The following is a 19,853-nucleotide window of genomic DNA, read 5'->3' on the forward strand; positions in this document are numbered from 1 at the left end:
TAAAAGGAGAACCAGCAGGGTTCTCCTTTTCGCTTGTTAACAATACACTATAACCATGTACCAAAGCGTTTGATATAAAACTGTTTCATCAGTTGTGCCACAATACAATAGCTCACCAATGTCAGCACCAACCAAGGGAAATACTCAACAGGTAATGGCTGTAAACCAATCATATTCCCAAAGGGTGAAAAGGGGATATACAATCCTAACGCCATAATGAATCCCGTGGTTAACATCACTGGTAATGCCGCAGTACTTTGAATAAAGGGAATTTTTTGAGTTCTAAGCATATGAACTACCAAAGTTTGTGATAGCAACCCTTCCACAAACCAACCTGATTGGAACAACGCTTCATGAGCCACACTATTTGCTTGGAATATATACCACATTAAAGCAAACGTTGTGATATCAAAGATAGATGATGTTGGCCCAATCCAAATCATAAAGCGACCAATATTTTTTGCATCCCACTTACGAGGGCGTTTTAAAAACTCTTTATCCATTTTGTCCCAAGGTAATGCTAATTGGGAAATATCGTACAGCAAATTTTGTACTAGCAGGTGGATCGCTAACATAGGTAAGAATGGAATAAAGGCGCTAGCAATTAGTACAGAAAATACATTACCAAAGTTAGAACTCGCCGTCATATTCAGGTATTTGATGATATTACCAAACGTTTCTCTCCCTTTAATCACCCCTTGCTCTAACACCATTAGGTCTTTTTCAAGTAATATAATATCTGCGGACTCTTTTGCAATGTCAGTCCCTGTATCTACAGAGATCCCGACATCTGCATCACGAAGGGCTGGTGCATCATTGATCCCATCCCCTAAAAAGCCAACAGTATGCCCATTTGCTTGCAACCTTTTTAAAATGCGGGATTTTTGCAGCGGAGTTAGCTTACAAAAAACAGAAACTTGCTCGACTTTTTGGCTCAGTTCTTCATCCGAAAGCGCTTCTACTTCTAAGCCAGTCATGATTTCACTTATATTTAGCCCAACATCATGGCAGATTTTTTCTGTAATAATGGCATTATCCCCTGTCAATACTTTGACGGTGACACCATTTTCACGTAGTGCCGCTATTGCAGAAATTGCGCTCTCTTTTGCTGGATCAAGGAAAGTTAAAATACCTTGTAATTCAAGTTGTTGTTCTGCTTGAGCTGATAACGGTAGGCTGGCTTCTGAGCTATTCAATGCTCGAGTCGCTAATAGCAGTACACGAAATCCCTGGCGGTTATAATCACTGACTAACGCTGTGATTTTTGCTCTTGCTTGCTCATCCAAAATCAGTGACTCACCATTTTGATGATAGCGGTGACAAACGGCGAGCATTTCCTCTGCGGCACCTTTACAGATAAGTAGGGCCTCTCCCTCAGGTGTTCTTACCGTCACAGACAATTTACGGCGGATAAAATCGAACGGCAACTCATCGATTTTTTGGAACGCTTTTAGTTGCTCAACCTGATTATTTCCCCTTCCTCGGCGAATAATGGCCTGATCCATCATATTTTTTCCGCCACTTTGGTGAAAACTGTTTAACCAAGCAAGTTGGAGTATTTTGCCATTTTTCTCACCATTACTATCAAGATAGTGCTCTAAAATGATCCTATCTTGCGTCAACGTTCCCGTTTTATCCGTACAAAGGACATCCATAGCACCAAAATTTTGGATAGCGTTCAGCCTTTTAACAATCACTTTGTGCTTAGACATTGCAATTGCGCCTTTCGCCAAGTTTGAACTGACAATCATAGGAAGCATTTCTGGGGTTAACCCAACTGCCACTGCTAAAGAAAATAGTGTTGCTTCGAACCAATCGCCCTTTGTAAATCCATTAATTAACAAAACAATTGGAACCATGACTAACATAAAACGGATCAATAGCCAGCTAACGCTATTTACACCTCGATCAAAAGACGTTTGCGCCCGGCTACCGACAATGGATTTTGCCAATGAGCCTAAGTAAGTTTTCCCTCCTGTTGCCACCACAATACCACGAGCCGTGCCACTCGTCACATTGGTTCCCATTAAACAAATATTTGATATTTCTAATAATTCATTTTCTGTCGGTGAAACAGGATCAAGACTTTTCGCAGAAACATCCCCCAAAGTGTCATATTTTTCCACAGGGATGGACTCACCGGTTAAGATTGCTTGGCTGATAAATAAATCTCTCGACTCAACCAATTTTAAATCCGCAGGAACCATATCCCCCGCTGATAAAAGAACAATATCACCAGGAACGAGGCATTTGATTGGCACTTCTTTGCGAGTAGATCGCCCTGTTTTATTATCACGACGAAAGACAGTCGCCGTCGTACGCACTAAAGATTTCAGCGCTTCTGCGGCTTTGTTAGTGCGGTATTCCTGCCAAAATCGCAGTAAACCACTTAACAAAACCATCGTAATAATAATGATAACCCCAGTTAAATCAGTCTCTTCACCTTGACGTTCAGGGATCAGATAATCCGTAAAAAAACTGACCGCTGCCAAAACAATCAGAACAAAAATAAACGGGTTTTTAAATGATGAGAGTAACTGTTTCCAAGCGGGGGGCGCTTTTTCATGAGCAACTTCATTTTCGCCTTCAATCACTAAGCGATCCATCGCTTCATTTTCTGCTAGGCCTAATAAGTTAGTTTGATACTCATTTAATACTTGCTCAATATTTTTGCTCGCTTGCTCGCCAACAATAAATTTTTGGCGTGTCGGCGCTTTCACGCTTTTGCGTTGATGTCTTATTTCAGTCATAACGTTGTCTCTAATACAGCACTTGTGTATTTTTACGCTATCCAACTGAAAATAAGGCTATTATATCAGTTGGATAGCTCCAATTTTCGGCTCCATGACGGAGGGTGATCGTCCATTTTGGCTCCTATAGTGAGTTAATTTTTGGCATTCAAGCGGGGAGCTCTGATGCCACTTTCCAATTGATAGCACTTACGCTTTGCTCAAGGCTAATTCTGCAAACTAATGCTTCAATCTCTTTTTGTTCGGCGGGCGTTGCCAAAAATTCCGCACAAACCTCAAGTTGTTCGGTTTTCAATGTGTCAGCACTGCTTAGCGATTGCAGTCGAATATGTAGCCCATTAATGGCTTGTAAAATCAGAGTTCTAACTAAAATCTCATCTTCTTGGTGGCACATAACTCGGATTTTATAGCGTTGTTCAACATCCAAAGCTTGAGCCTGAGGTTGCCGATTAATGCGCGAAGCCGCTTCGCGTAATAAAATATTTGCGCATAAAATCAATAAGGTAGCCATCAATGCCAGTGAATATTGCCCTAAGCCACATAACACGCCAATGCCAGCTGAGCACCATAAGGTTGCTGCGGTATTCAGGCCTCGAATGTTCATGCCTTCACGCATAATGACGCCAGCACCAAGAAAACCGATCCCCGAAACGACTTGCGCTGCAATACGTCCGGGGCTATCAGGTGAGGTCGTGACTGAACTTAAAATAAAAACAGCCGCACCAGTTGCAACTAATGCATTCGTTCTCAGTCCTGCCATACGCTGACGCCATTGGCGCTCGGCACCAATTAAGGCACCAAGGCACATTGCCGAAACCAGATTTAAAATATCGGGAGTAAAAAGCATAATGATCCCTCCAAAAATAAAAATTTGGATAACCTTTTATATGCTTAATAAAAAGCACATAGCCATATTTTGAATCAATAAAGATCCAACAATAATTAGCTATTGCCCGGAGGAAATAGAGAATAAAAATAGAAAAGCATGATACACACTCAATACAATAGTAATAAGCTATTAATTAATATATAGAATACTACTTTGTTTATAAAATAAGGGTGTATGTATGATGAGGTACATCAGACACCGCCCGCCTTAGTGGCAAGCAGTGAAAAGAAAAGACGATTACTGGCTTGCCATTACATTAAGTTTTTATACCAACTCTGACTGTCCAAGTAATAATCTCCTAAATAATTGATGGGTGGAGTATAAGTGGGCTAATTGATGAAGTAAAGAACAAATTTTTAATAAATCCGAAATTAATTAAAAAACTATTATTCAATTAATGTGACAAACGTTCCTTCATCGCCTTCTTTTTCATTAAAAAACCAAATCCCTTCTGGATAATCAGGTAAGGCAATTAAGTACATAACACCTTCATTAAACGGTTCAATAAGTAAAATCGTCCCTTCTCTTCTTTCCTGTCCATCGGTCTTTACATAAACACGATCATTAATATTCATGACATCAATTTTCCAACCAAGTAATATTAATTATAAATGTAACGCATACGAAAAAGCCCGTCATTAAACATGACGGGCTTTAGAAAATCAGTTAAGCAATTAGCTTAGATAGCAGTTACGTTAGCAGCTGCTGGGCCTTTTGCACCGTTTTCAATGGTGAATTCAACTTGCTGGCCTTCTGCCAGAGTTTTGAAACCATTGCCCTGAATGGCAGAGAAGTGGACGAAAACGTCTTTGCTACCATCAGCTGGAGTGATGAAACCGAAGCCTTTAGACTCGTTGAACCACTTAACTTGACCTTTCATTTTGTCGGACATTTGACTTTTCCTATATAACATCAAAAAAACTTGCCTTTTTGGCATATACGGGCCAGAGTCAACTATTTAATCAGGGAAACACCAAGATGAAGCGTCACGGTCAAAGGCTATCTGTGATAACTTTCTTCTTTAGAACACACTAACTCAGTAATCATACATCAAATAGGACTGCTAAACAGGCCGATACTCATTAACTCATGACTTAAAGATAATAGCAACTATTTTATACATCTAATCTATAAAAAGATGCGGTTTTTTTCGAATACGTCACTTTTATCCGTCATAATGTTAATAAAAACACTGCATTTGGTTGATAGTTTAAAGAAAAGTTTAATTATAAAGACAACAAACCTGTTCATTGTCAGTCAGAATTATCTGATACGATGACAATCTGCAGCAATATTTTTTTTAACTGATATATAACAATCTCGCAGCCTCATGGTACTCTCCTAGAGGCTGTTTATCTTTGATGTTGAACTTTTATTCGAATTAATGCCATTTTGGGCAAAGGGAGAGGTTCGCCGTCTACTGAACTCGGTAAGTGCCTTTGAACGTCGCATCAAATGAGTGAAAAGCGCTTTAATCGAACCGTAAGGCAGCGTTTAAGCAGAATGCTTTATTCATATAACCGCCAGTCAACTTGATTGACACATTGATCCATTTTTCGGGTTGTTTTTTTAGCCTTTTCTAGCAATAAAACTCAGCAGAAAAGATAAACAGCCTTAGTATAGATTCAATATCTGACAGAGAGTTACCACATGGATATTATCAAACAAATACTTGTCGAAGATTTAGACGCCATCAATAAACGTGAAAAACGTGATGGAAAACCGTATTTCAACAGTCAGTTCCTCGCGAACCATCCTTACTTATGTATCGGTATGGTTGCCGCTTATATTCCGCTGGCTGTTATTCTTTGGTATGCGCCCTATTTTGGTCCCTATTGGACTCTAGGTATTACCCTGTTATTTATTATTTTAGCTAGCGTATTACTTTTTGATATTAAACCAGTCTATCACTTTGGTGATATTGGCGTATTAGATTTACGGGTTTGTTATAACGGAGAATGGTTTGTCACTGAGCCTGTATCAGAAAATGCCATTCGCAAGATCCTTGATTCCAATGACGTCAGCCAAGCAATTAAACAAGAAATAACCCGTTTAATTACATTAAAAGGGATGATTTCGTTTTACGATATTTATCATGTGGCTTATCCAGAAATTTCTCAGCCATTGCAAGGTAAATTCGCTACTCAAAATTGATGTAATATCAACTGGCTAGCATGAAATTCAACCACAATGAACAGCGAGTGAGCAGTTAGCAATTTTTTCTATTTTTATCGTTGACAGTCCGAGGGGATGTCGTTAATATTCGCCTCGTTCTCAGGAACAAGCAATTCCTCCATAGTTCAGTCGGTAGAACGGCGGACTGTTAATCCGTATGTCGCTGGTTCAAGTCCAGCTGGAGGAGCCAAATTTTAAAACCCGCCTAGTGCGGGTTTTTGCTTTTATGCCCCCACATTTTAACATCAATTCATTTTACCTTATCACTCCCTTTACTCCCCTTTAAAGCGCTTTTGTCTTTCTTCAGTTGTTTAACATCCGCTTTTAGGAACAGATAACCACCAATTTGTCTATTTAACACCCACTTGATTGTTTTTTTTATTTTTATGCTTTACAACAGGAAACAGGATCGGTAATATGCGCCTCGTTCTCAGGAACAAAGCAATTCCTCCATAGTTCAGTCGGTAGAACGGCGGACTGTTAATCCGTATGTCGCTGGTTCAAGTCCAGCTGGAGGAGCCAAATTTTAAAAGTCCGCCTAGTGCGGGCTTTTTGCTTTTTGACATTTCGCATAACCATCGATGCACCACGTTTCTGCCCAAACGACAATGCCACACCTGCCCCTCTGTATCGTACAATCATTGACGAAAAAATGCGGCGAATGCCTTTAACTCGCACTGATACCAACAATTTTTCAGATAATTTAATTGATTACACAACCATAGATTGAACCAAGGCGTTTTTCCTTTAAAAGCGCGCTAAGTGAGGATAAGTGTTAACAAAGGAATCATTAACTAGGTTTTCAAACATAAGAGCGTCTTACTGCGAGAATGCCTATCCTGCAAACTGAGGGTAAATCATCACTGCGGCTTACTTATTATTTCTTAACACCGCCTTTCTTCCTTTATTTAACCTCAGGCGGAATACTTGGTTCACTCGCAACCTGCTGAATAATAAATCATAGCTCTCTAAAAATTTTTATGCTCCACGTTACTCACTGGGAATAATCTATTTTGATGGACAAAAATCCCTCTATCTTTGATGCTTCCTTGCAATATTGACACCTCAGTTTCTCGTCAGCACACCATTTTCGATCAAACTTCCCGCAGTTCGCACAGATAACAGGCAAACGAACGTTTTTTCGATATTCTCCTTTGACAATCGCTTTAGAGGAAGCTAATATCCTCTGCGTACCAAGGAGTTCCTCCATAGTTCAGTCGGTAGAACGGCGGACTGTTAATCCGTATGTCGCTGGTTCAAGTCCAGCTGGAGGAGCCAATTATTTAGAAAAGCCTGCTTAAACAAATTTAAGCAGGCTTTTTGCTTTCTGGGCAGTTATCTTTTTACAAAAAATATTTAATCGCCAATTCCCGTAGCTATTTTCTCCCTTTCCCTTTATCATTCTTTCCCGGCCTGAGCATTCGCTCATCACTCACCTTCCCTTATGGAGCCGGTTTAATGACTACTGTAACTACCCTAACAATTCGCCGCCCTGATGATTGGCATGTTCATTTTCGCGATGATGATATGTTAAAAACGGTCGTTCCGTTCACCAGTGAGTTTTTTGGCCGCGCAATTGTGATGCCGAATTTAGTTCCGCCTGTCACCACCATTGAAGCCGCAAAAGCGTACCGTGACCGTATTATTCAAGCAGTTCCACAAGGTCATCAATTTACCCCATTAATGACTTGCTATCTAACCGATGGCACAGATCCTGTTGAGCTTATTCGTGGTTTTGAAGAAGGGGTTTTTACTGCCTGTAAATTATATCCAGCCAATGCAACCACAAACTCAAGCCATGGGGTTTCTGATGTTAAGAAAATCTACCCCGTTTTAGCCGCAATGGAAAAAGCAGGTATGCCTCTATTGATTCACGGTGAGGTCACCGCTAGCCATATTGATATTTTTGACCGTGAAGCGCTATTTATCGAACAGGTTATGCAGCCACTGCGCGCGCAATTTCCAAACTTAAAAGTGGTATTTGAACACATTACAACTAAAGAAGCCGCACAGTATGTTCTCGAGGCCAATCAATTTACCGCAGCGACGCTTACACCTCAGCATTTGATGTTTAACCGTAACCACATGTTAGTCGGTGGCGTAAGACCTCACCTATTCTGCTTGCCAATTTTAAAACGTAATATTCACCAAGAAGCTCTGCGCTCTGCTGTTGCATCTGGGTGTGATCGTTTCTTCCTTGGCACAGATACCGCACCTCATGTGCAGTCACGTAAAGAATCCTCTTGTGGTTGTGCAGGGGTATTTAATGCACCAACAGCGCTCGCTGCTTATGCAACCGTATTTGAAGAGTTGGGGGCTTTAGCACACTTTGAAGCATTTTGCTCATTGAATGGCCCTAAGTTTTATAATTTACCTGTTAATGAAAGCTATATCACCCTGACTAAGGCACAAAATGTCACTTGTGAATCGATCGATTGTTGCAATGATAAGTTGATCCCTTTCTTAGCGGGTGAAGATTCTGGTTGGACAATCACTATTGCAAAATAAGCACGAATAAACCGACTGTTAACACCATAAGGGAAGTGTGTATCACTTCCCTCTGGCGTTCAGGCTAGTCATATCCACTTCATTTATGCATTTATTGCCATTTATACAAAAAAAATTTTTATTTGCTTCCCTATTAGCAAAATCTCCTTATACTAAAAGAGGATTCAATCCAAGAACTTTGCTCTTAGTCAGTTATAGATATTTATTATTTATCACGCTGTTTGATTAGGAGGTTTTTATGAATAGAAAAGATGATGTTATTCAGACTCACCCAGTAGTTGGCTGGGACATCAGCACCGTAGATGCCTATGATGCCATGATGCTGCGTTTGCACTACCTCCCCGAACAAGATAAAAACTCCGGTGATGCTGTTGTGGATAAAACCATGTGGCTGACAACAGATGTCGCAAAACAATTGATTGATATTCTTCAAGCTGGCGTGGACAAAATAGAGTCTGGGGAATATATTGAATTTAATTTTAAAACACATTAATGTTTTATGTGGATAGTTAAACCATCAATATCCATTGTTTAAAGTTATAGTTCTCTGGTGAGGTAGTTATATTTTATATAACTACTTCTCCCCTACATTATTTTTATATCTCCATTAATTTAAAATAACGCCAACATTTTTCATTTTTATTATTCCTCAGTTGACTTCTCTAGCTATTCCACCTTATTGTAATACTCTTTCGAACAAGGATGTTCCCGATGAGAATATTAGTTATTGATGAGTGTTATTACACAAGACTTGGTATTACTGAATATTTATCAAAGAATAAAAAGTTAAATTTTATTAGTACAGGCTGTTTAAATGATGCAATTAAATCTATAAATAAAAACTCTCCAAGCATTGTTCTTGTTAATTTAACCTATTATTGCCACTATTCAAATTATTGCCCAACATTGCAGGGGTTATTAAGCTTATCGAAAAACATACGCTTTTACATCTATATAGATGCCCCCTACCCACAAACCGATAATCCGCTATTATTGAAAAATAATTTCTTTATTTTATCCAAAAAGATTATTATCAAAACATTAGATAAAGTCATTAATGATTATGAACAAATTGAAAAAGTAACTAAACTAACCAATAATACGGATTCATCTATTTTTACAGCAAAAGAACAAAATATAATTAATAATTGGATGAATGAGATACCTAATCATATTATCTCTAAAAAACTGGGGATCAGTAATAGCACGGTATATTCACAAAAACGTCATATCGCCAGTAAAGTTTTCGTTAAAAATAGAATAGAGTTGTTCTTTATTTACAATGTATTTAAATATTTATATTAAGTAAAACCACCAAAAAGGGCTTTAGACGCTGGCAAACATGTTATATTTGTCAGCGTCTGAATAGGTATTGACAACAGACTAAGAAAATCAACAAGGTGATCCTCACCTAATTACATAAAGTGGGCGAAACCCGCTTTTTATCTTACTTTGTCAACAACCTATAGCCCTAATTTTAATACCAGCCTAAATTAGTTATCGCTATTTAATAAGCCATCTGATAAGCGGTGGCGAGATTTATTAAATATTTTATTACTGACTTCACGACCCGCACGGCGAGCACGTTGCTCTTGCTCTGGCAATTTCATTTCTTCATTGCAAGCTGTACTGCAACAGCCTTCATATTTTTCAGCACAAGTTGGGCACTGGATAAATAATAGATGGCAGCCATCATTACGGCAGTTTGTATGTGAATCGCAAGATGCTCCACATTGGTGACAATGGGCTAATACGTCATCAGTAATACGTTCACCCATACGATTATCGAAAACAAAGTTTTTCCCTTTAAAGCGTAAAGGTAAACCTTGCTCTTTCGCTTTGCGCGCATACTCGATAATACCGCCTTCCACATGGTAGACGTTTTTAAAGCCGTTATGCAGCATGTAAGCACTCGCTTTTTCACAACGAATACCACCAGTACAGTACATTACAACATTCTTATCTTTTTGTTCTTGTAGCATTTCCACTGCCATCGGTAGTTGTTCCCTGAAGGTATCTGATGGAATTTCTACCGCATTTTCAAAGTGGCCAACCTCATATTCATAATGATTGCGCATATCTACAAACACAGTATTCGGGTCATCAATCATTGCGTTGACCTGTTCGGCTTTAAGATATTGCCCTGTATTAGCAGGATTAAATGTCTCATCATCAATACCATCAGCAACAACACGATCACGCACTTTCATGCGCAGAACCCAGAACGATTTCCCATCATCATCAATCGCAATATTTAGGCGTAAATTATCTAATGCAGGATCTGTGCGATAAATCAGTTCACGTAACGCATCAACATTGGATGCAGGCACGCTGATTTGTGCGTTAATGCCCTCTTTGGCAATATACACTCGACCAAATACGCTCAATGCTTTGAATTGCTGGTACCATTCATTGCGAAAAGCCGTTGGATCTTGAATATTAAAATATTTATAAAAAGAAATGGTGGTGCGCGGCTCAGTTTCAGCCAACATGCGCTGTTTGAGTATTTTATTTGAAACTTGGTTATGTAACACTGGCATGGTGTTCTCTTTCCCTTTGTAACTTGTTAATAATTAAAGCTTAAAATCGTATAGTGTCACGAAGTGTCCACACTCGACTATTATTAAATATTATCGCTGTTATTGTGTTAATAAAAAACCCTTTATTTTAAGTGGTTTTGTTATCGAAATATGATTAAAAGGTTTCCCTTTCTATTGTTCTATTTTAACAACGGGATGTTAATCACTTTTGAATATTCACGATTGCCACTCGTTATGTTATAACATTTGCACTTAAACTTGTTAAACAGTATAAATAATGCGATTACTACCATTCTTTTTTATTATGTTATCTATTGTCGCTCCGCAGGTAGTGGCTCACCCTCATAGTTTCATTGAGATGAAAATGGCCCTTGAGACTAAACAAAATGACTACTCAGGGATAAGCTATGCTTGGAAGATGGATCCGATGACCTCTGCTGATATTTTGTATGAACTCAAAGGCATAAAGCCAGATGATCCACGTTGGAAGCAACAAGAAGCGACCATAATGGCGAATGTATTAATGCAGGATTATTTTACTGATTTCTATTACCAAGGGGAGAAGGTACGTTTTAAGCGCATACCGGACAATTACCATCTTGAAAAAGACGGGTTTTCTTTAGTGTTTTACTTCACCACATCATTTATGCATCCACTCCCCATTAAACACGCCCATATTACTATTCAGACTTATGATCCTTCCTTTTATGTCAGCATGACCTATCAAAACCAACAGCAAATTACGCTACCTTTGGAAGTCGCGGCAACATGTCAATTGACATTAGAAGAAGCCAACATCACCGATTCTATGCGTGCCTATGCTTTTTCATTAGATAAAAGTGATACACCTGATGAAGACTTGGCACTGGGAAAACAATTTGCTCAGCGAGTTGATATCCAATGTCCATAACCTCATTACGTCTTAGAAAATGGCTCGTTACAGTCATTGTATTAGCGCTAATTAGCTATGTTACTTTACAGGTTTATTTCCATTGGGGATCATGGCTACAGATGAGTGTTAATTGGCAAAAGCAGCTAAACCAAGGACTCGCTGACCTACTACAAGAAACCGCGACTCGACCATTTTATGCCGGTGGATTGTTGGTCGTTGCCAGTTTCACCTATGGTTTTTTGCATGCGCTTGGGCCAGGTCATGGTAAATTAATCATGACAACGTATATCGCAACTCAGGCAACCCACTTAAAACAAAGTGTTCTACTGAGCTTATTTGCCGCTTTATTGCAGGGATTAGTCGCCATTTTGTTGGTTTCTTTCGTGTTAATTGTATTGCAACTCTCAACCAAGCACCTAAACCAAGTCAGTATCTATGCAGAGCAAATCAGCTATCTCTTTGTGATACTGCTGGGCGCATTTTTGTCTACCAATGCAATGCGTCGCCTTTGGCTAATCAATAAGTCAAAAAAGCCAATGCCTTTGACCTTACGGCGCATTCAACCACTGACTCAATCGCAATCAAAAAGTGTATACCGTGTGGTGCAAGCTCATTCGGCTAACTGCTATTGTGGTCATCAGCATGTCGTTCAATCCGATCGGTTACAGACTGGTTTCAAGGGAAAGCTTCTTATTATTCTTTCGATGGGGAGCCGCCCATGTTCAGGTGCCCTCTTGGTCTTGTTATTTTCGTATGTGATTGATATGTATTTATGGGGAATAATCGCTGCGTTGATGATGGCGCTCGGCACTGCACTGACGATCAGCTTGATTGCGGTGTTCGTTCATCTCATGCGTGATAATGCGCTACGTATTTCTCGCCTCAAAGGCATTCAGTTATCACCTTATTGGGGCATTTCACTGAGCCTTATTGCAGGTGTACTGTTTATATTGATAGGCGTTTTGCTATACCAAAGTGGTGCAACCGAGCAAGCGCTTTCGCCATTATTACATTAAAAAAGGGAGGGCTCCCCCTCCCTGGCACTTGCCGAAGTCACAGTGCGATAAACACACTGTTGATGCGCAATGTCAACTGCTTAAAAACAAAGACACTAACTTGCAAGGCTATGCAGAACCCTGCAAGCTAGCGATCCTTTACTACATTGTTAAAACCTAGCTAGCTGATTAACTCAATTTTCGCCGGTAAACCTTGACGAACAGAAGCACCGGATACCCAGTCAAGCCAAGTATTTGCTACTTCACGTGTTGGGTCAGCAAACCCGAGGTCGTTTAAATTAATACCTGAACCATTTGCCGCATTCATTGGCATAGGTTGACCATCCAAATAGTGCTGTTTAGCCCCCATTTCGCTATGACCATAACCATGCTCAATCGCTAATACACCTGGCATTACCCCAGCCAATACACTAACTTGCGTTTCTGCGCTGCCACCCGGTGTGGTAATGCGGATCCAATCACCGTGTTTTATTCCCATTTTCGCGGCATCATCAGGGTGAATCGCCACAAGGTTGGTAGGTTTCACATGGCGTAAGCGTTCAATAACCGTGGTTGAACTGCTCATCACGTGGGATTTAAATGACATCAGTTTGAGTGGCCACTCTTTTTCAGGGAACACTTTATTGACGTCTTCGCCATTCGCCATACGAGGTGGGTAGTAGGTTGGACAACCGCTGTAACGCTCACCGGTGATCGCATGGCGGTTAATCGCAACGGTTGGGTTCCAAATCTGTAACCCTTTTTTCCATTGTGGCCCTGTTGCTTCACCATCCCACGCTTTTTCATACGGTGCAAAGCGACCGCCCCGCGTGAAGATGTAAGCCACACGGCGCACTTCTTCGGGTTTCAGCGTGCGGGTGATCGCAGGTAAAATACGCTCGACACCACTGATTTGGATATCTTCAGTTGCCGCTTCTGGGACAGGTTTTTCCCCTAACCAAGCCATATTCGCAGCGACACGAAGGTAATAATCTTCCGCCGTATTGAGTGAATGCATATTGCCATCCATATCTTCAATCACATTGTCACCAAAGCCCGGTAGTTTCAGTTCTTTTGCCACGGCGATGCAGAAGCTTTCCATTGATATTGGCTGCCCGTCCGCCGTTTTTGCCGTACGTGGCTCAACAATCGGCCAACGTGCGGTACTGGCTTTAACTTGAACACCAGACCACGGCGCGCTGAATCCCCAACTTTCAAAGTTATGCGTATCTGGCACAATGTAGTCGGCCAACGCAGTGGTTTCGTTCATAAAGGCATCAATACCAATAATCAATGGAAGATGTTTCGGATCTTTCAGTTTTTCTTCCATCACTTGGCGAATACCGGCGATACCATATACCGGATTTGTCATATTGGTGATCCACGCTTTAAGAGCATATGGATAGCCCATTAACGCAGAGGCCAATTGCTCCGTTAATTGCCCTTTAGCAAACGGATACCAAGGGGCTTTGGCGGGATACGGTTTTTCGCCTGCGGCTAATCTCGCTTTAAATTCATCTGATTTTTCATAGACTTCATTACTGCGCGATAATACGACACCTTTTGGCTTCACTTTGCCTTTATAGCTCGCCATATTGTAACGAGGGCCATCGTTCTCCCCGTTAAATTTACCGCCGCCAACAGACACACCGCCTTTTAAGTTTAAATTACCTATCAATGCGTTAAGCATTATGACTGACCATGCTGTGTAGAAGCCGTTGCCTCCCATCATACCGCCATGGGAAATGACTGCCGCTTTTCTACCATAAGATGTTAAAGCTTTGCCCAGTGATTCAATTGTTTTCACTGGAACATGGCAGCGTTCGCTATATTCTTCAAGGGTCATGCGATTTGCTGCTTCTTTTAAGCATTGGAAGCTCGATTTAACTGTCACTTCGCTGCCATCATGTAATGTCACTGTGCGGGTCACAAAGAGTTCCGCAGCAGGCACTTCATCTGCCAATTTCAGCTCGCCAGAGGCATCTTGAACTAAGTAGGCTTTTTCATCCTCCCCTTCACCTGTAAGATAGGAGGAAATTAATAATTTGCCCGCTAACGGGTGCGAATCATCGGTAATAACCAGATGAGTTGCGTTAGTCCAACTCTTCTCTCCCATGCTTTCCATCGATTTTTCGCTTGGCACGCTAAGGTATTTGGCATTGTAGCGCTCATTTTCGATAATCCAGCGGATCATCCCCATCACTAACGCTGCATCCGTACCTGGTTGCACGGGTACCCAGTGACCATGGTCATTAGCTAAGGTTGTTGTAAGCGGTAATGCTGGTGACACAACCACATAGTTAAAGGAATCACGTAAACGCGCTGTCGCTAACTGGCGACCTTGGCGTTTAAATGGGTTTCCTGATTGCGCAGGCGAAGTCCCTAGGAATAATGCAAAACGCACATTATCCCAATCCGGTTTGACGTGGGCGTTTTTGTCCAAGTCATCCATTAAAGCCCCTGAACCTGCACGATAAGCGAGACCACAGTATGAGCCGTGAGCGCCGAAGTTTTTGCTACCAAAAGCATTTTGGGCAAATCGACGAATAAAACCATCACGACCATCGTCCCCTGCGTTAGTGACTAAAAGCTGGTTCGCTTTTGGGCCTAATTTAGGTTGTGATGGATCTAACGGCGTCTCAAGATCACGAATGGCTCTTAAACCATCAACATGACCTTCACCGAATAAATCGCCGCCTTCTACCACTTCTTTAATCAACTGTTCAAAACTGATGCGTTTCCACTTGCCTTCCCCACGCTTACCAACACGTTTCATCGGCTCCAAAATACGCAGTGGACTGGTTAACCCTTCCATTAAGGTAGCACCACGAGCGCAAGCGGTTGAACGATGTTCTAAACCTGATTCGCCGCTCATTTTATTAAAGGCCGTTTTTAATGGCATTCCATAAGGGAAATGCTCTTCATGAGATAACGGGTGGTAAGGGTTCCCAGCGATACGCAACACTTCATTTTTGGCTGTATCAACCCGAGCACGGATCCCACACTGAGTCCAGCAACCGAAACATTGGGTCATCGCAACCACTTGTTCGGGATTCTCCTGCCAACCTTTGAGTGCTTGTCCTTCAGGGCGCAGTGAGTTGCCATTAAGGCGGTCCAATGTCACTTTTCCAGAAGTTCCATTCACCAGACCATCGACTGCACGTTTGGCGACATCACGGTAGCTTGCCCCGAATAATGCAATACCGCCGACAACCAAACCACCTTTAAGCCATTGACGTCTTGAGAATTTAGCCATGTTGCACTCTCCCCGCAAACCAGCGAACACCTTCACGAACAATAATTGTTAATGCAATCCACAAACCGAATGTGCCTACAATAGCCATCAGGCCGTCAGTTCCCAGTGGGAAGTGGTATGGATTCACGATAATGTTATATTTTGGTACCGCTTGAACTTCCATCAGGAAAATCCAACGTAATGTCCAAGCAAAAGCCATTGAAACTAAGGCTAAAACAGTAATGTATGGCACCGAACGAATTGCTTTTACGTTACGCACGGACATCACAAATGTGATTAACCACAGCGCGCAAACTCCCATCAGCATCCACCAACCTGCACTTGCTGTATCTAATTGCTGACGTACCGCAATACCCGATGTGGTATCACCTGACAGCCACAGTGCGAAACATACCGCAAATAACAGCAAGGTAATCACTTGGAAGCGAGCTAAACGGGTTTGATATTGCGGCTCTTTGCGGGCACCTAGACCGATCAATGCAGGCAGAACTTGTAGCGCACTCAAGAACAGGAGTACCGGCATCCACCAGCTATACCAGATAGGACGGGCGTTTAAGATAGACGCTTCACGACCGGTATACAGTAATAAGCCCATCGCTGATAATGCAGCCAGCAAGGCAACCCAACGTGTTGCTTTAAACTCTTTTTTCCAAATCATTTTCACGATCAGGGCAACAAAATATAAACCGATAAAAGTCGTAAATAAGGGTAATAAAACAGAGCCCCACCACATCCAAGACCACAATGTTGGGTGTGCGTAGAAATGCCAAACCCTAGCGGTTTGGTGTAAATCTGCGGTTAACGCTAATGGCGCGGTGATCCCCATCGTGATCGCAATAAACACCGAAATCATTTCTAATCGGCCATTTTCGCTGTTATTTTGCCAATGCAAATAACAGGCATAGAGCACGGCACAAGAAGCAATTCCGATAAAGAAAAAGTACTGTACAGCCCAAGGTAACCAGAAAAATTCTTGTGGCTGAGCCATAATTTCAGAAATATATGTCACTTGACCGTCCATCAGAACACCTCCTGCCATAATGCGGGTTGCCCTTTGTCTTGTAGCGGCTCTACAAATGCATCATCCAAACCGAGATAGAAAACTTGCGGTAACGTGCCACTTTCAGGTTTTAGCACTTTGATTTCGGCTTCATGTTCAGTCAGCATTTTACGAATAGTGCTATTTGGATCTTTTAAGTCGCCAATGATACGCGCACCGCCAACACAGGACTCAACACAAGCAGGTAATAGACCGACTTCTAAGCGGTGTGCACAGAAAGTGCATTTATCTGCTGTTTGTGTGGAATGATTAATAAAACGGGCATCATACGGGCATGCTTGTACACAATATGCGCAGCCTACACAGCGTTCGTTATCAACCACGACAATACCGTCTTCCCGTTGAAAGGTCGCTTGAACGGGGCATACTGGCACGCAAGGTGGTGAATCACAGTGGTTACATAAGCGAGGAAGCAGCACGTTGGTAAAGCCTTCCTCCCCCTTGACGGTCACTTGATATTGGTTAACGGTGGTTCGGAATTGACCTTGTGGTGTTTGGTTTTCAACCGAGCAGCTCACAGTGCAAGATTGGCAACCAATACAACGACGTAAATCTATTAGCATCCCATAACGCTTTTCAGGGTTGCCTTCACGGCGTGTTGGAGAGAGGTTTAAGCCAGCTTCCGATATTGGAATTAACGACGCACCTGCCGTTACTGCCCCAATTTGTTGTAGAAATTTTCGTTTACTCAGATCCATAATTGGCTCCAGTATTGACATTGCTAATGCGAAAATAAAAGTTATTAATCAATATGTTATTTGTTCTACGAGCTTTATTGACAATTCAGTCTGTCCGGTTAAGATAACCGCAGAAATTCTTGTTTCTCTTTAAAACTGGTGTGTTATCTTGGTAAAGCTTGTAGCGCCATTGTAGGAAGAGAGGAGCCAGCCCCCTATTGTGGTTTACCACATACCCGAAGCTAAATTGATCTAACGCAACGAATAACTCAAATATGTTAAAAAAATCGTCTATACCGTTGTATCACATACTATTAACCATGATTTTGACATGGTCATTTCCTGCGATTTCCGCACAATGGACGATCGGTGTTTTAGCCTTGCGTGGCCCAAGCTCTACCCAATCTCACTGGCAACCCTTAGTCGATACCTTAAATGATTCCATACCTGGAGAACGTTTCACTCTTCACCCCCTAAACCTTGATGAAATGCGTGACGCCGTTTCGACTCAAAAGATCGATTTTTTACTCACCAATCCAGCGCAATTTATTCAGCTTGATAGCCGCTATCACCTACGCTGGTTACTTTCACTGCGCTCGGATGTTGAGCCCAATAGCACCACACGCAATGTCATCGGTAGCCTGATATTAGTGCGCAACGAAAGCCAGATTACTGAACCACAAAATTTGATTGGTAAAAAAGTTGGGGCAATTTCCCCGGATGCGTTTGGTGGGTATTTATTAGGCTATAAAGTACTGCGTGATTTAGGCTTTGACGCAGAAAAAGACTTTCAGATGCAATTTTTAGGCTTCCCGGCAGATGCCTTGTTATACGCATTGCGCGATGATTCGCTATCAGCAGTAATTGTTCCTGTCTGTTTGTTGGAAAACATGCACAGTGAAGGACTTATTGATAAAAACCAATTTCGCCCACTTATTCAACATCCTAGCTCATTATCCTGCCTTACTAGTACAGAACTCTATCCAAATTGGTCCTTTGCCGCATTGAGTGACGTACCGGATAACCTTGTCGATAAAGTGACCAAAACATTACTTTCGACAGATAAAAGCACCATGCGCTGGGGGGCTCCCGCCTCGGTTACCCAAGTGGAAACGCTGTTGCGGGATGTGAACCAACATCCGCAGCAACGACAAATTTGGCAAGATATTGTCAGTTGGACTATCCAAAACCAGCTTACCCTCGGTATTGTCGCGCTGTTTTTTATCTTGCTAGGGGTGAACCACGTCTGGATAGCCTTTTTAGTGAGGCGTCGTAGTCGTCAGTTAGAAGAGGCTCATAATCGGTTGCGCCAACAAGAAGCCAACCTACAAAAAGCTCAGCGACTGAATATTTTAGGGGAGATGGCATCTGGATTTGCTCATGAGCTCAACCAACCGTTATCCGCTATCCGCCACTATGCTCAAGGGTGTATTTTGCGGCTAAATAAAGAGTCGGAAAAGCATCCGCTCATTAATGCCTTAACAAAGATTGATGACCAAGCCCAACGGGGGGCTGATATTATACGTAATTTGCGCTTGTGGGCAGGCAAACCGGGGCAAGATCCAGCACTTAATTTAAGCCAACAGTCGGTTAAGCAAGCCATTAACCACATTTGGCAACTTTTACGGGTTGAACACCATTACCCTAATGCTAAATTGCTGCTGCCTGACACCCATGATGTGTCGTTGATGCTGCCTGAGACTTTATTGGAACAATTATTATCCAATTTAGTGAGCAATAGCCTACAAGCAGGTGCCACCAGATTAAGTTTTGGTTTTCATTTTGCACAAGGCCGGTTTCTTTTGGTATTACAAGATGATGCGGGGGGGATGCCAACAGAACAACTTGAACAAGGGATCACTCCATTTGCCACAACCAAAAAAGAAGGCTTGGGGCTAGGTCTTGTGATTTGCCAGCGCTTAATTCAAAGCCAAGGTGGGGATATTCGTGTTGAAAATAATCTCAGTGATGATGGGTTAAATGGCCTCAGAGTGACGTTAATTTTTAATTACCCCGACAATTTGCATGACTAAGCACAGTTTGCCACACAATTGATAACATTCAGATTAATTATATGTGACAATGCTTTAGTTATGCTAACTTAAGCTTTT

The 19,853-nt window shown here is 41.7% G+C and carries 15 protein-coding genes and 3 tRNA genes; 10 read left to right on the top strand and 8 right to left on the bottom strand.

The genetic code is table 11. From position 1 onward, the window contains the following. Positions 1-47: 47 nt before the first annotated feature. The 4 genes from mgtA to cspE all read right to left on the bottom strand — a co-directional run bounded on the left by mgtA (position 48) and on the right by cspE (position 4,531). Entirely contained in the window at positions 48-2,750 is a 2,703-nt protein-coding gene (mgtA, locus tag AB6N04_RS09585; protein ID WP_369311794.1) for a magnesium-translocating P-type ATPase, read from the bottom strand. Between the two features lie 148 nt (positions 2,751-2,898). Beyond that, a complete protein-coding gene (locus AB6N04_RS09590) occupies positions 2,899-3,597 on the bottom strand; it encodes an MgtC family protein (RefSeq protein ID WP_369311796.1) in 699 nt (232 codons plus the stop codon). A gap of 428 nt (positions 3,598-4,025) precedes the next feature. Continuing rightward, on the bottom strand, positions 4,026-4,214 hold the full coding sequence (gene dsrB / locus AB6N04_RS09595) for a protein DsrB (protein WP_369311798.1): 189 nt from the start codon (positions 4,212-4,214) through the stop codon (positions 4,026-4,028). Between the two features lie 104 nt (positions 4,215-4,318). Beyond that, positions 4,319-4,531, bottom strand: a complete 213-nt coding sequence (gene cspE / locus AB6N04_RS09600; protein ID WP_004909801.1) for a transcription antiterminator/RNA stability regulator CspE — start codon at positions 4,529-4,531, stop codon at positions 4,319-4,321. A gap of 758 nt (positions 4,532-5,289) precedes the next feature. Here cspE and AB6N04_RS09605 point away from each other — a divergent pair. From AB6N04_RS09605 to AB6N04_RS09635, 7 genes are all read left to right on the top strand, one after another. Next, positions 5,290-5,793, top strand: a complete 504-nt coding sequence (locus AB6N04_RS09605; protein ID WP_369311800.1) for a YlaC family protein — start codon at positions 5,290-5,292, stop codon at positions 5,791-5,793. Positions 5,794-5,928: 135 nt separating this feature from the next. After that, a tRNA-Asn gene (locus AB6N04_RS09610) sits at positions 5,929-6,004 on the top strand. Positions 6,005-6,260: 256 nt separating this feature from the next. Continuing rightward, positions 6,261-6,336, top strand: a tRNA-Asn gene (locus AB6N04_RS09615). A 680-nt stretch (positions 6,337-7,016) separates the two neighbouring features. Then, positions 7,017-7,092, top strand: a tRNA-Asn gene (locus AB6N04_RS09620). A 180-nt stretch (positions 7,093-7,272) separates the two neighbouring features. Continuing rightward, on the top strand, positions 7,273-8,322 hold the full coding sequence (pyrC, locus tag AB6N04_RS09625) for a dihydroorotase (RefSeq protein WP_369311802.1): 1,050 nt from the start codon (positions 7,273-7,275) through the stop codon (positions 8,320-8,322). A gap of 238 nt (positions 8,323-8,560) precedes the next feature. Further along, a complete protein-coding gene (gene bssS, locus AB6N04_RS09630; RefSeq protein ID WP_369311804.1) occupies positions 8,561-8,815 on the top strand; it encodes a biofilm formation regulator BssS in 255 nt (84 codons plus the stop codon). 218 nt (positions 8,816-9,033) lie between these two features. Further along, positions 9,034-9,627, top strand: coding sequence for a LuxR C-terminal-related transcriptional regulator (locus AB6N04_RS09635; protein ID WP_369311806.1), 594 nt, complete (start codon positions 9,034-9,036; stop codon positions 9,625-9,627). Between the two features lie 188 nt (positions 9,628-9,815). Here AB6N04_RS09635 and AB6N04_RS09640 read toward each other — a convergent pair whose 3' ends face one another. Beyond that, the gene (locus tag AB6N04_RS09640; RefSeq protein WP_369311808.1) at positions 9,816-10,862 is read right to left on the bottom strand and encodes a rhodanese-related sulfurtransferase; all 1,047 of its coding nucleotides are present in this window, start codon (positions 10,860-10,862) and stop codon (positions 9,816-9,818) included. Positions 10,863-11,139: 277 nt separating this feature from the next. On the opposite strand from AB6N04_RS09640, the gene AB6N04_RS09645 reads away from it, so the two are divergent. Both AB6N04_RS09645 and AB6N04_RS09650 read left to right on the top strand, forming a co-directional pair. After that, positions 11,140-11,772, top strand: a complete 633-nt coding sequence (locus AB6N04_RS09645) for a DUF1007 family protein (RefSeq protein ID WP_369311810.1) — start codon at positions 11,140-11,142, stop codon at positions 11,770-11,772. Next, on the top strand, positions 11,763-12,770 hold the full coding sequence (locus tag AB6N04_RS09650; RefSeq protein ID WP_369311812.1) for a nickel/cobalt transporter: 1,008 nt from the start codon (positions 11,763-11,765) through the stop codon (positions 12,768-12,770). The genes AB6N04_RS09645 and AB6N04_RS09650 overlap by 10 nt, the downstream gene beginning before the upstream one ends. 160 nt (positions 12,771-12,930) lie before the next feature. Here the strand turns inward: AB6N04_RS09650 and ttrA are convergent, their stop codons facing one another. The 3 genes from ttrA to ttrB are packed head-to-tail and all read right to left on the bottom strand — an operon-like array spanning position 12,931 to position 17,763. Continuing rightward, complete coding sequence (ttrA, locus tag AB6N04_RS09655; RefSeq protein ID WP_369311814.1) at positions 12,931-16,005, bottom strand: tetrathionate reductase subunit TtrA; 3,075 nt, start codon at positions 16,003-16,005, stop codon at positions 12,931-12,933. Then, a complete protein-coding gene (gene ttrC / locus AB6N04_RS09660; RefSeq protein ID WP_369311816.1) occupies positions 15,998-17,044 on the bottom strand; it encodes a tetrathionate reductase subunit TtrC in 1,047 nt (348 codons plus the stop codon). Before ttrC ends, ttrA begins: the two co-directional genes overlap by 8 nt. After that, on the bottom strand, positions 17,026-17,763 hold the full coding sequence (ttrB, locus tag AB6N04_RS09665; protein ID WP_369311818.1) for a tetrathionate reductase subunit TtrB: 738 nt from the start codon (positions 17,761-17,763) through the stop codon (positions 17,026-17,028). The genes ttrC and ttrB overlap by 19 nt, the downstream gene beginning before the upstream one ends. Before the next feature lie 254 nt (positions 17,764-18,017). On the opposite strand from ttrB, the gene ttrS reads away from it, so the two are divergent. Further along, the gene (ttrS, locus tag AB6N04_RS09670) at positions 18,018-19,775 is read left to right on the top strand and encodes a tetrathionate respiration histidine kinase TtrS (RefSeq protein ID WP_369311820.1); all 1,758 of its coding nucleotides are present in this window, start codon (positions 18,018-18,020) and stop codon (positions 19,773-19,775) included. The last annotated feature ends 78 nt before the right edge of the window (positions 19,776-19,853 follow it).

Origin of the sequence: Providencia rettgeri, from assembly GCF_041075285.1 — a bacterium.
Classification (GTDB): Bacteria; Pseudomonadota; Gammaproteobacteria; order Enterobacterales; family Enterobacteriaceae; genus Providencia; species Providencia rettgeri_G.

What these genes read in the sequence shown, in the direction of transcription:
- ttrB (WP_369311818.1), bottom strand. Translation starts at nt 17,763, where the DNA reads ATGGATCTGAGTAAACGAAAATTTCTACAACAAATTGGGGCAGTAACG.
- ttrC (WP_369311816.1), bottom strand. Translation starts at nt 17,044, where the DNA reads ATGGCAGGAGGTGTTCTGATGGACGGTCAAGTGACATATATTTCTGAA.
- AB6N04_RS09605 (WP_369311800.1), top strand. Translation starts at nt 5,290, where the DNA reads ATGGATATTATCAAACAAATACTTGTCGAAGATTTAGACGCCATCAAT.
- cspE (WP_004909801.1), bottom strand. Translation starts at nt 4,531, where the DNA reads ATGTCCGACAAAATGAAAGGTCAAGTTAAGTGGTTCAACGAGTCTAAA.
- AB6N04_RS09650 (WP_369311812.1), top strand. Translation starts at nt 11,763, where the DNA reads ATGTCCATAACCTCATTACGTCTTAGAAAATGGCTCGTTACAGTCATT.
- ttrA (WP_369311814.1), bottom strand. Translation starts at nt 16,005, where the DNA reads ATGGCTAAATTCTCAAGACGTCAATGGCTTAAAGGTGGTTTGGTTGTC.
- dsrB (WP_369311798.1), bottom strand. Translation starts at nt 4,214, where the DNA reads ATGAATATTAATGATCGTGTTTATGTAAAGACCGATGGACAGGAAAGA.
- ttrS (WP_369311820.1), top strand. Translation starts at nt 18,018, where the DNA reads ATGTTAAAAAAATCGTCTATACCGTTGTATCACATACTATTAACCATG.
- AB6N04_RS09635 (WP_369311806.1), top strand. Translation starts at nt 9,034, where the DNA reads ATGAGAATATTAGTTATTGATGAGTGTTATTACACAAGACTTGGTATT.
- AB6N04_RS09590 (WP_369311796.1), bottom strand. Translation starts at nt 3,597, where the DNA reads ATGCTTTTTACTCCCGATATTTTAAATCTGGTTTCGGCAATGTGCCTT.
- bssS (WP_369311804.1), top strand. Translation starts at nt 8,561, where the DNA reads ATGAATAGAAAAGATGATGTTATTCAGACTCACCCAGTAGTTGGCTGG.
- mgtA (WP_369311794.1), bottom strand. Translation starts at nt 2,750, where the DNA reads ATGACTGAAATAAGACATCAACGCAAAAGCGTGAAAGCGCCGACACGC.
- AB6N04_RS09645 (WP_369311810.1), top strand. Translation starts at nt 11,140, where the DNA reads ATGCGATTACTACCATTCTTTTTTATTATGTTATCTATTGTCGCTCCG.
- AB6N04_RS09640 (WP_369311808.1), bottom strand. Translation starts at nt 10,862, where the DNA reads ATGCCAGTGTTACATAACCAAGTTTCAAATAAAATACTCAAACAGCGC.
- pyrC (WP_369311802.1), top strand. Translation starts at nt 7,273, where the DNA reads ATGACTACTGTAACTACCCTAACAATTCGCCGCCCTGATGATTGGCAT.